This is a genomic window from Bacillus cereus group sp. MYBK14-1, assembly GCF_051916885.1.
Classification (GTDB): Bacteria; Bacillota; Bacilli; order Bacillales; family Bacillaceae_G; genus Bacillus_A; species Bacillus_A cereus.
Genome location: NZ_JBQAHM010000014.1, coordinates 61,718 through 74,424, shown reverse-complemented (window position 1 = coordinate 74,424; position 12,707 = coordinate 61,718). Strand labels below are relative to the sequence as shown.

Sequence of the window (12,707 nt, the reverse complement as noted above, 5' to 3'; positions counted from 1 at the left end):
GGTTTTCCTGTTCCTTCACCTGGTTTTCCTGTTCCTTCACCTGGTTTTCCTGTTCCTTCACCTGGTTTTCCTGTTCCTTCACCTGGTTTTCCTGTTCCTTCACCTGGTTTTCCTGTTCCTTCACCTGGTTTTTCCGGATCTTTATCTGTATCTTTTTTATTTGTAATTTGAAGCTTTACAACTTCAATTTTTTCATTAGAAATCGTAAATTTCATTTCCTTATCGGATAAAGTATATCCTTCTGGCGCTTGGATTTCTTTTAAAGTGTAATCTCCTGGTTCTAACTTCTTAGAAGTCGCTTTACCGCTCTTATTTGTTGTTAATGTGTCGATTTTTATTCCGTCTTTCCAAATTTCAAACACTGCGCCTGCTAATGTTTTATTTGTATTATTAGCATCTACCTTTGTAATTTCTAATTGACCTGTAATTTCTTCTTTTACTTTTTCATTCATAACTTCTTGTTTTACTACTTCGTTCGCTACAACATTTACTTCTACTGTTACTTCTAACGCCTTATAACCTTCCGGCGCTTTCGTTTCTTCTAACGTATACCTTCCTGGCACTAAGCTTTCGAATTTCACAACGCCGTCTTTATTCGTTGTTTTCGCTTCTCCAACTACTTGACCAGCTTCGTTCTTTAATTTAAATTCCGCACCTGCTAGAACTTTTCCACTCTCTGCATCCTTTTTGATTACTTGTAAGCTTCCTAATTCTTTTGCGTTTTCTATTTGTACTTCTACTACTTTGTCTGCTTCCACAACGACTTCAATTTCTTCTTTTAACAACTTATATCCTTGTGGTGCTTTCGTTTCTTTTAATTTGTATGTTCCTGGCTCTAATTTCTGAGAAATTACTTTACCAGTTTTATCTGTTCGTAACGTATCTACTTTTTTACCATCCTTATACACTTCGAATTCTGCATCTGATAATACTTTCGTTTTATCTTGAGCATCTACTTTTACGATTTCGAATTGCCCAAGGCTCTTACCGTTCGTTACTTTTACATCAATAACTTTTTCACCGTCAACTGTTACATGAATTATTTGTTTTGTTAACTCATAACCTTCTGGTGCTTTTGTTTCTTCTAACGTATATTCACCTGGCACAAGTCCGTCTACCTTAACCGTTCCAGACTTATCTGTTGTAATTCCTTCTTTTACAACATTTCCTTTCGCATCTTTCAATGTAAATTCTGCGCCTGCTAAGCGTTTCGTTTGATCTTTATCATCCATTTTAATAATTTGTAGAGAACCTAAGATTTTTTCGTTTTCTGCCTCTACTTTTACTACTTCTTTCTCGTTTTGAATTGTTACTTTCCATTCTTTATTTGAAAGCTTGTAGCCCGCTGGTGCTTTCGTTTCTTTCACTGTGTATTCACCTAGCGGTAATTTCGGTGACATCACTTTTCCACTCTCATCTGTTTTCAGTTCCGCTACCTTTTTACCATCTTTATACACTTCGAATTCTGCACCTGATAACAATTTCGTTTTATCATTCGCATCTACTTTCACAATTTCGAATTGACCTGTTACTTTTTCATTCGTAACTTCTTGATTTACTACTTCGTTCGCTACAACGTTTACTTCTACTATCACTTCTAGCGCTTTATAACCTTCCGGCGCTTTCGTTTCCTCTAACGTGTACTTTCCTGGCACTAAGTTTTCGAATTTCACAACACCGTCTTTATTCGTTGTTTTCGCTTCTCCAACTACTTGACCAGCTTCATTTTTCAATTTAAATTCTGCACCTGCTAGAACTTTTCCACTCTCTGCATCCTTTTTGGTTACTTGTAAGCTTCCTAGTTCTTTTGCGTTTTCTACTTGTACTTCTACTACTTTGTTTGCTTCCACAACGACTTCAATTTCTTCTTTTAGCAATTTATATCCTTGTGGTGCTTTCGTTTCTTTTAATGTGTACTTTCCTGGTTCTAATTTCTGAGAAACTACTTTACCAGTTTTATCTGTTCGTAACGTATCTACTTTTTTACCCTCTTTATACACTTCGAATTCTGCATCTGATAATACCTTCGTTTTATCTTCCGCATCTACTTTCACAATTTCAAATTGACCTGTTACTTTTTCGGGAATCTTTTTATTCACCACATCTACAGTCAATACTTTATTAGCCTCTACATCAACAGAAACTGAACTAGATGATAATTCATACCCTTTCGGTGCTTCTACTTCTTTTAATGTATAGCTTCCAACTGGAAGTCGTTTCGATAAGGCTTCACCTTTATCATCTGTAACAATTGTTTCCACAACTTTCCCATCTTTATCGATAACATCAAATTTTGCACCTGGCAGAAGTTGACCGGATTCACTATCTTTTTTCAATAATTTAAATTGGCCATTCTCTACTTTTTTCGTATTCTTCATAACAAGTTCAATTACGTTTGTATTATCAATTGTTACTTTGACTGGTGTATCAACTTTTATATATCCTTCTGGTGCATTTATTTCTTTTACAAAATAGTCACCAAGTGGTAAATCTTTAACTTCCGCAATACCCTTTTCGTTTGTTGTAACAGTAGCCACAACGTTATTATCTTTGTCTACAACATCAAATTTTGCGTCTTTTAAAACAATATTTTCATCGTTTTCATCAACTTTTTTAATTTGTAAATGTCCTTTTTCAGCTGCTGGTCTATTCCATTTTGGCCAGTTAAATTTAAAGTTATGAACCTCAAAACCATCTCTTTGGTGTAATCCTCCAACATAGGCTTGTCCATTAATAGAACCACCTTTTGTTTCTACAACTGCATTAGGTGCAAACACACTACCTACTACACCATAACCTTTAGTTGTTATCTTTGTAGCATTAGGAAATACCCAAATTACCTTACTAGCTAACTCAGTAAAAGATGAAATAGGGTCGTATGCTTGAGATGTATTAATTAAATCCGTCGCCATCCCAGTATTTCTTGTATCATACAAAATTGCACCGCCACCAAAACTCACTTCTTCTGCATCTGAATAAATAACAATAAAGTCTTTATTCTCTACATTCGGAAGAAAAACGTCTTTTACATCAAATGCTTTCTTTCCCGTCTGGCCTGAAGAGACATAAATATTAGGGTTATTTACATCTTCACCGATTCCAAAACTCATATTAGGTTTTGGCTTATCAGTGTGTAGTTTACTTGCATCCCCAATTACACCATCAACGTCTTTTCTAAATTCTTTAAACTTAGCATCAATCTCCGCTTGCTCTTTATAAGAGATACGGTCATATGATGTTTTCATCGCGCCATCTGGGTCACCGTCTTTTGTCATCGCCACTGTTCCATCTTGAATAATTACCTGTCCTGCTCCCGCTTTCGTAAATTGACCGCCTAGTAATAATGATGGATATCCTTCATCTATCCAAGTTGCTCCAGCTAAGTTATTTGCTCCAGTTGCAGCTGCTACGACTGTATAACTTGATGCGTTCATATTTTTCTGAACAGCCATCGCACCTTCAATATCCGCACTCGTTGCACTATGATCTCCAAAAATGATGGCGTTGTAATAAGATACATCACCTAAACCTTTTAACTCTGTTGTAGCTGCCTCTGCTTTAAATGGTAAATGGATTAAAAAATTCATACATATTAGTAATACAACTATTAAACTACTACTTAACTTTTTAATTTTTTGATTAAATGATTTCCTCAAGAAATTCATTCCCCCTTTTAAACTTCCTAAAATCACAAAAAGAAGCACATTTCATATGTACCAGGTCTTACTCACATTAACTTAAAATAATCCATTTAAATACAACAAAAGAACGCTACAACTACTTAATAAAATTACTACAATTCATTTTTGAAATAATACGTGAACTAAACTGTCATGCGGAAATACTTTTACGTATGGGAGCCCAATAAAATTAATATGAAGAATATTTCATGTGGTGTAACTATTTTGACAACATCATTCACTTTACATTAGTTTTCTAAAGGATTCAAGTGAATTGTATAGATTTCATACACAATTCACATTTTAAAACGTTTCCATTCCTTTTAATAAGCTCAACAAAAAAACGTAGCCAAAAAGCTACGTTTTTCTTTCATCGTTTCGGTGTATTTTTATGATTCTTCAAAAACGGAAGCGGGAATTGCTTACGGAAATGCTCTTTAATCATGTACTCTACACCATTTTCACTATTTGAACGTGTAATCCAATCTGCTGCTTGCTTTAATTCTACAGGCGAGTTCCCCATCGCTACCCCAAGTCCCACGTTTTCAATAACCTCTAAATCTTCCATACTATCTCCAATCGCAACCATTTCATTTAGCGAAATATTTAAATGCTCTCCAAGCAATTGTAATCCACGTAACTTTGATACATTTTGCGGTAAAATTTCTATTCGTTTTGAATCACATTCAACATACTCTACATCTTGGAACGCTTTTCTTAATGTATTTAGCCCGCGTTCTTTTTCACCTTTAGTTTGGAAAAGAACATCAATTTTTGGCGCCGCTACCGGATGGTCACGAAGCGCGTCACCTAACGAATCTACAAATTGAACTGGATAAAATAACGGATCTGCGCTTGATAATACAGTGCGCGCAATTAAGTTTGGTGTATTTCTCTCACGATTTCCTATCGAAAACCGTTCATGAGAAATGCGTACGTTACAATCAAAGTGCTCTAACACTTGCACAATGTTAAAAGTCTTCTCTTCAGATAATCTTCTTTGAACGTACGGCTTATCTAACGTTGCTGAAACGAAAGCACCACCATGTGTCACTAATATAGAATCTAATTTTAACGCCTTTGCTACTTTATGGGCGGATTGAAAATTACGACTCGTAAATAACGTAACGTATACATCTTTTCTTTTCACAAATTCAATTGTTTCTCTTAATCCTTTTGCAATTTTTCCATTGTTGTATAGTAGTGTCCCATCTATATTAAGAGCTAGTAAGCGATAAATCATGTCGCACTCCCCCTCTTCGCTGTTGTACTCTATCCATAATTTATGAAATAAATGTAGCAAATAGAACGAGTTAGAATTACTACTGAAAATTTGGTTTACTATATACATATACACTTAGCAAAGGAGATAGTACAATGCAGGCACCTCCTTCTTTTTATGAAGGCGATACGTTAGAAGTCGCAAAAAAATTACTCGGGCAAAAACTTGTTCATATTGTAGACGGAATAAAGCGAAGCGGAATCATTGTAGAAGTAGAAGCATATAAAGGCCCAGATGATAAGGCCGCACATAGTTATGGAGGCAGACGGACAGATCGCACAGAAGTTATGTTTGGTGCACCAGGGCATGCTTACGTATATTTAATTTACGGTATGTATCATTGCTTTAACGTTATTACAGCGCCAGTGGGCACCCCACAAGGTGTTCTCATTCGAGCTCTTGAGCCGGTAGATGGAATAGAAGAAATAAAACTAGCGCGCTACAATAAGACCGAAATTACAAAAGCGCAGTACAAAAATTTAACGAACGGTCCTGGCAAACTATGCCGTGCACTTGGCATCACTTTAAAAGAACGCGGTGTATCGTTACAAAGTGATACGTTACATATTGAATTAGTTCCAAAAGAAGAACACATATCATCACAATATAAAATAACAGCAGGACCTCGTATTAATATCGACTATGCAGAAGAAGCTGTACACTATCCGTGGCGTTTTTATTATGAGGGACATCCGTTTGTTTCAAAAAAATAAGCGATATCAACAATTTTTCAAATATATCTATCGTAACTTACAATATATCCACGATTTTTCGAATATATCTATCGTAACTTACAATATATCCACGATTTTTCAAATATATCTATCGTAACTTACAATATATCAACGGTTTTTCGAATATATCTATCGTAACTTACAATATATCCACGATTTTTCAAATATATCTATCGTAACTTACAATATATCAACGGTTCGACAAGAAATATAGATTTATCGACAAATAATAACATTACGAATAAAAGAAGACTGTTCCAAAATGGAACAGTCTTTCCCTCTTACTCTGCACCTTCCGCAGTTGCAATATTATCCTCTAAATTTTCTCTTGATAATGCAGCCGCCATAAAATCAGCTGTTTCTGGAAGTGCTAAATGCATATGAGCTTTTTGACAAATTTGGATGGTACAGTTTTCTATAACATAGTCGAAAACATGTCCGCCCCCGCTTCTTTCATCATCAATGTAATGTAAGTGGAATCCAGCTACCCCAATACCTTGCGCATAATCTGGTGTCCAAAATCCAGCAAGCGTACCTTCTGTATTTTCAAATGAAAAGATTGGTTGTGATTTCGTCACTTCAACGAGCGGTGTATACGGTTTTTCTTGTCTTGGAACAGTTCTCGTCCTTACTTCACGAAACGTACCGTCCATTCGAATACCGTAAAACAAGTTTTTACTTGGCATTAATTCATGTAATAACGCTTCAACTTCTTCACGATTCATCGGACGCTCTACCGTATAACTCATTTCTTTTTCAAAAAACATTACAGTCGCAAATGGCGTTGTTTCTTCTGGCTCTACTTTTTCCGCTGAACCGTCTGAACGTAAATGATAAAATTCATTATCAAATGCAATCATTTCACCATCTAATTGATCAAATGTGCCGATGCCGAAATCACCATGTTTTTTCAAATCTTCAAAGCTAATTACACCATCATATATACCATCTAATAGCGCAAGCATTGTAGATGTTTGATATACTTCATTACTCGTTTTCGTTTTTTTCGCATCAATATCAATTAATTGCGCAACAGTCATCTCAAATCTGCCTCCATTAGTTTAATTGGTTTGGTAATAATTTTTCGCTTAATTTAATGTTGTCACGATAGTCAATTGGAATATCAATAATGACAGGACCATCTGCTGCTAGCGCGGATTTTAACACACCTTCTAATTCATCAGGCGTGTTAACACGAAGACCTAACGCCCCGAAACTTTCCGCATATTTCACAAGATCAACATCGCCAAACTCTGTAGCTGATGTTCTGCCGTATTTCATCATTTGTTGGAATGCAACCATATCATATGTGCCGTCTCTCCAAACAAGATGGACGATTGGAGAATTTAAACGTACCGCCGTTTCTAACTCCATCGCAGAAAATAAGAAACCACCGTCACCTGATACGGAAACTACTTTTTTACCTGGTTCTACTAAAGTAGCTGCGATTGCCCAAGGAAGTGCAACACCTAGCGTTTGCATACCGTTACTAAATAATAATCTACGTGGTTCATAAGAACGGAAACATCTCGCCATCCAAATAGAATGGGAACCGATGTCACATGTAACGGTTGTATCGTCACTAATTAAAGAACGAAGTGTACGAATCACTTGAAGTGGATGCGTAACACCTTCTGAAGGACGATTTGGAACTTCTGCTTGTTCTGATAATTTTGCGCGTAATCGTTCTAATACCGCTTCTGATTTCGTACTTAATACAAGTTTCGGTAATTTCTCTGCGATGCTATTTACCGTTAAAGCAATATCACCAATTAATTCACGCTCTGGCTGGTAATCATGGTCGATATCTGCTTGATGGTCGTCAAGATGAATAATCGTTCTGTCGCCAAGTTTATTCCAGAACTTTGGATCATACTCGATTGGATCATAACCGATAGAAATAACAAGGTCTGCTTCTTCTAGTAAAATATCACCTGGTTGGTTACGGAATAATCCAACGCGGCCAAAGAAATGATCTTCTAACTCACGTGAAATCGCACCAGCTGCTTGATATGTTTCAACGACAGGAAGCTCTGTATCCGCAATTAATTTACGAACAGCTTTCGTCACTTCATTTGTACTTGCTCTCATACCGAGTAAAATAACTGGTAATTTCGCTGCTTTTATTTTTTCTACTACGTATGTAATATCATGTGTGGGAGCGATTCCAAGCTGTGGCTTAGAAAGCGCACCGATAGACTCTACAGTCGTTTCCGCAGTCATAACGTCTTGCGGCAAACTTACTAAAGTTGCTCCTGGATTTGTAGAAGTCGCACTTCGGAATGCATTTGATAATGCTTCTGGCACATTATCAGGATGCTCTACTTCTACGCTATATTTTGTGATTGGTTCGAATAGTGCAGCATTATCCATAGATTGATGCGTACGTTTTAATCGATCCGTACGCGGTACTGCACCAGCTAAAGCAACAACGGGATCACTCTCCGCATTCGCAGTAACAAGACCTGTCGCTAAATTTGATGTCCCTGGTCCTGAAGTTACAAGACATACGCCCGGTTTCCCTGTTAATCTACCAATAGCAGCTGCCATAAATGCTGCATTTTGTTCATGACGACAAACGATTAACTCTGGTCCTCTTTCTTGCAATACATCAAATACAGAGTCAATCTTTGCTCCTGGAATACCGAAAACATGTGTAACACCTTGTTTAATTAAACAATCAACAACAAGATCTGCTCCCTTTGTTTTTGTCTTCACGTCGTTTGCTTTTACACCTGTACTCAAAACTAATCACCCTTTATTTCATAATGTGTGTAATAAAGATTTTAATTTCACCTAGTTAATTAAGCTGGTGAAGTATCATTTATCATTATATTACAAATGCATTATTTTTCCAACAATATGAATTCGACATTATTTTGACAAGTTTTAAAGAATGCGCTTACAACCTTTTGTTTATCTTAAAATAACATTTTTATATCTCTTCTAAAAATGTACAAAAATACTTCCACCTATTCACATTATTAATAATTTTATAGTACCTTGCTATTAGTATACCCCTTTCAAAATAACCAATAAAAAATGGCTATTTTGAAAGGGGTTTTTAATGTTTGAGGATGCACTTCATCCGTTTCCTATAAAAAAAGGCCTCCTTAAAGGAGGCCCAAGCAAAAACAACAAACGCAAAATAACAACAAATAATGGACGATAAAATCACTATATTGACAAAGTATAGGATTTTTATCAATTGGAGTAACTCAACCCTAAATTACTCTTTTAACAATGCAATACTAATAACTGATTACAGCAATTTTTTACCGTGTCTTAAAATAATTGACTGTCTTTCAAATAATTATATTTATATTGATTGTTATTAATTAGTATATACTTGAATACGACTATACATCCTAATAAAAGGCAATATATTAAGCTGTTAGTCCTCGCGAGTTTATTTTGCCTTTAATGTAACTATACTATATTCTTCCATTTATATCACCGAACATTCCTCTCGTATTCACGCATTTTTCTTGCGTGAATACCGCAATTTAATAAAGAGCTACATTAAAAATTTATAGTTGGAATAAACCATAGTTCTTTCGCCTTTTGTACTGCTTCCATTCTTGATGAAACTTGTAACTTATGAAATATGTCGGTCAATTTATATTCTACCGATCTTTGACTTAAGTTTAATATTTCGGCAAGCTCTCTATTTGTTTTTCCTTTACCAACTTCAACTAGAATCATCTTCTCTTCATCATTTAAAGAAATTATATTTTTCATTTCGCCTTCTACATTTATATTAGATGCATTTTCTACTATCCTTAACTGTCTTACAAGTTGATGAGAAAGAACTACTTCTTTTTTCACTGCATGGCGGATTGCGTTTACCACTTCTTTCTCAGAAGAAGTTTTACTTAATACACCAAGTACTCCGTTATCTATTAATAAATTATAATGTGCAAGCACATCAAATCCTGTAAAAATAAGAATAGCTGCTTCTGGTTGCACACTAAGTATATATTTAGAAAGCTCTAAACCATTTATTTTTGGCATTTGTAAATCTATTAAATATACATCATACTGTTTATTATGCATAACTTCTCTTATTTCTTCACTATCATGGAAAACATCAGCCTCTATATCATCATATCTTTCAATTAATGCTTTAGTCCCTAGGCCAACTGCAACGTGATCATCTACAACAAGAACAGAAATCATTTTTTCATCCCTTCCACATCTAAAGATTGAATCAATTAATCAATTTTCATACTAACTTTAATCTTTAATCCATTATTCACCTTTGAATCTATTGACATTTCTCCACCTAAACTATGAATTCTAGCTACAATCCCGGATAAACCTAAACTACTATAAGAATGATTTAACTCGTCTAAATCTATCCCCATTCCTATCCCATCATCATCATAAGTTAAATTCAAATATCCATTTTGCTCATATAATCGAATTGTAACTTTAGAAGCTTTTGAATGCTTTAGTGCATTATTTAATAACTCCTGAATAATTCTATAAATTGCTTGTTCATATTCTACATTAGGTAGAATAATATTATCTTGAATTTCATAATAGAAGAAAAATGTAGCTTTAAGATTTACTTGTTTAAATAAATCTAATAATGCTTTTTTCAAACCTAATTCATATAGAAATGGAGGACGTAAGTTATTACATGTTTCACGAATGACATAAATATGATCTAAGACATCTTCATATACTTCGTTAATTATTTTTTTCATATCGACATCTGGAATATCTTTATGATATTCCTCTAATTTCCTAGACAAGCGTATTTGGTCTTGTAATACACCATCATGAATATCACTCGCCAAATTTGTCCGCTCTTTTTCAGACAAATTAAATAGTAACTTTGAAAGCCAAATTGGAGGCTGTTTCGGTTCATTTATCGTTTGCAACTGATTCACTAATTCTTCCACTTGATATGAGCATTCTAATAATAAATCAGCATAACTACACAATGTCTCTAACCATCCAATTTCTTGAATGTTCAAACCTCTCCTATTATTAGACTTACATAACAATATAATCATTGTTTTTGCTGAAATGGACAAAACAAACACAAAATGATCTTCTAATTGTATAATGGAACCAACAGTATATGTCTCTAACTGATATCCATTCAATTGCTTTAGCACATCTTCAGAAACATATCCATCCCCAATAATTTGGAGCGAATTATCCCCTTTACTCACTTCAATACAGCATATTTCTTCTCTTCTTAATACATCATTGATTTCTCTCTTTATGCTAACAATTAAGTTTGAAAACTTATATTCATTTTTTGCCTGATGTAAAAATCTATGTAAACTAAACTGATAATTTTTCTGAGAATGATATAATTTTTTCCTTAATTTAAAATCCAAATAATCCTTTATAAAGCAAGAAAGCATTAACGAAACAAACAAGATACCAGCAAATCGAATAACATCTAATATGTTATCGCTAGTATTGTGGAAAATTAAAATCCCTAGTATAACGATGAAACCCGTTAGACATATCGACAGTAAAGCATAATATTGAACTCTATGAATAACAAAATTATAATCAAATATTTTCCCTTCAATAATCATATAAAAAATGCAAATTGGAACCAATAAAAAAAAGATCGCTGTCGTCTCGACACTTATTATTTCTTTGTAATTTATCAAATTAGGAATTAAAAATAAGAATATAAATGGCATGGCTGATATGATTGTGCTCATAATAATAACTCTTATAAACTTAAAATAATAACTTTTTCTACTTTTAAAATAAAATCTAAACAATACATATACTGTTAATAAAAACAAAACAGAACTTAACAATATAATATAACTCGTCGATAAATCATTATATTTTAAATAAATAAAAATGGTTAAACAAACTAAAATAAACGCTATTATATTTATGTAGATTAATTTTGTTTTTGTTATAAACCTTATCTTCAAGTTTTTCGTAAACATGTCCATAAATTTTATAAAAAAGACAACTGAGTACGTTAAAGAAATAGCAACTACAATATACGCTATTGAATCTTTTCGTAACCCCGCCATAATACTAATGTAACTCATTCCTAAACAATGCAGAAAATAGATTAAATCTTTCGTTCCTGCATTCAAGTATGGAGCACGTATTAAAATATATGTAGCCACAAAAAAACACGTTAGATAAAACACAGTTGGTAAAAAAAGATGATAAACCAATTGCTTATCGTACGGATTATACTCTACTTTATATTGTTCTATTGTTCCCCCTTTCTTGATTGTAATTTTCTTTACCCTTTCAGTAGCACCATATAATGAAATATTAGAGTTATCATCAGGGAGAATCCCATCTATTTTTTCAATAATATCCTCGACTGCTAGATCTTGTTCTGCTGCCCAGCTATTTTTCACAATATTATTAATCACCAAATGATTTTCTTGATGCTCTATCTCAATCCCTACCCTAGGATATAACATAATTTCGATTGCAAAATAACTAAATAAACTAAGCGATAGTAACGTTACAATCAATTGATATTCATACTTAAATACTCGAATCACTTTTGTACAAAACTCCTTTTTAACTACAGCAATAACTCCATTTTCTACATTTTGTCATCATAAATTAAAGCATACACATTTCATTTAACGGTTATAAGCACAAAAAATATAGTTATCCTCTGATATAGAATAACTTTCACATTATCATTCATTCAATAAATCTCTACTTTGTTAGTTGTAATACTAATATTATTTATCCTAATTTCAGATTCATTTATAAGTAAAATTCCTACTAGCTGAGAATTTTGATAAAAAATCACTTTCCATTATCACATGTACCAACTTTTTTAATGATATTTCATATTTAAAGTGATATAACTCGATACAACGCCTCACAGTTCACCTTCCTCCTTGTCCTAATATGTAATTTTAAAGAAAAACCTTAGTTAATACTAATGAAAGTTTATTCATATTTCATCAAAAATTGATTACGCTTTACCGAACATGAATTATTCGGATATATAATATAAAACGTACAGTTCCCCTTATTCCA

The 12,707-nt window shown here is 33.8% G+C and carries 7 protein-coding genes; 1 reads left to right on the top strand and 6 read right to left on the bottom strand.

Going from position 1 to position 12,707, the window contains the following annotated elements:
* Both ACTFR3_RS25800 and ACTFR3_RS25795 read right to left on the bottom strand, forming a co-directional pair.
* Nucleotides 1-3,656: MSCRAMM family protein (locus ACTFR3_RS25800; protein WP_440044960.1), on the bottom strand; the 3,656-nt coding region annotated here is incomplete at its 3' end.
* 394 nt (nucleotides 3,657-4,050) lie between these two features.
* Nucleotides 4,051-4,923, bottom strand: coding sequence for a Cof-type HAD-IIB family hydrolase (locus ACTFR3_RS25795; RefSeq protein ID WP_000640431.1), 873 nt, complete (start codon nucleotides 4,921-4,923; stop codon nucleotides 4,051-4,053).
* A gap of 134 nt (nucleotides 4,924-5,057) precedes the next feature.
* On the opposite strand from ACTFR3_RS25795, the gene ACTFR3_RS25790 reads away from it, so the two are divergent.
* Complete coding sequence (locus ACTFR3_RS25790) at nucleotides 5,058-5,675, top strand: DNA-3-methyladenine glycosylase (RefSeq protein ID WP_001148797.1); 618 nt, start codon at nucleotides 5,058-5,060, stop codon at nucleotides 5,673-5,675.
* A gap of 302 nt (nucleotides 5,676-5,977) precedes the next feature.
* Here the strand turns inward: ACTFR3_RS25790 and alsD are convergent, their stop codons facing one another.
* The 4 genes from alsD to ACTFR3_RS25770 all read right to left on the bottom strand — a co-directional run bounded on the left by alsD (nucleotide 5,978) and on the right by ACTFR3_RS25770 (nucleotide 12,214).
* Nucleotides 5,978-6,736 carry an alpha-acetolactate decarboxylase gene (gene alsD / locus ACTFR3_RS25785; RefSeq protein WP_440044959.1) on the bottom strand — a complete coding sequence of 253 codons (759 nt, stop codon included), beginning with the start codon at nucleotides 6,734-6,736 and terminating at the stop codon, nucleotides 5,978-5,980.
* Nucleotides 6,737-6,752: 16 nt separating this feature from the next.
* The gene (gene alsS / locus ACTFR3_RS25780) at nucleotides 6,753-8,441 is read right to left on the bottom strand and encodes an acetolactate synthase AlsS (protein ID WP_000103520.1); all 1,689 of its coding nucleotides are present in this window, start codon (nucleotides 8,439-8,441) and stop codon (nucleotides 6,753-6,755) included.
* Between the two features lie 777 nt (nucleotides 8,442-9,218).
* Nucleotides 9,219-9,875: a response regulator transcription factor gene (locus ACTFR3_RS25775; protein WP_000626498.1), complete on the bottom strand. Its 657-nt coding sequence runs from the start codon at nucleotides 9,873-9,875 to the stop codon at nucleotides 9,219-9,221.
* Between the two features lie 35 nt (nucleotides 9,876-9,910).
* Nucleotides 9,911-12,214 (bottom strand): ATP-binding protein, encoded by a 2,304-nt coding sequence (locus ACTFR3_RS25770; RefSeq protein ID WP_440044958.1) that lies wholly within the window; start codon nucleotides 12,212-12,214, stop codon nucleotides 9,911-9,913.
* Nucleotides 12,215-12,707 lie beyond the last annotated feature (493 nt).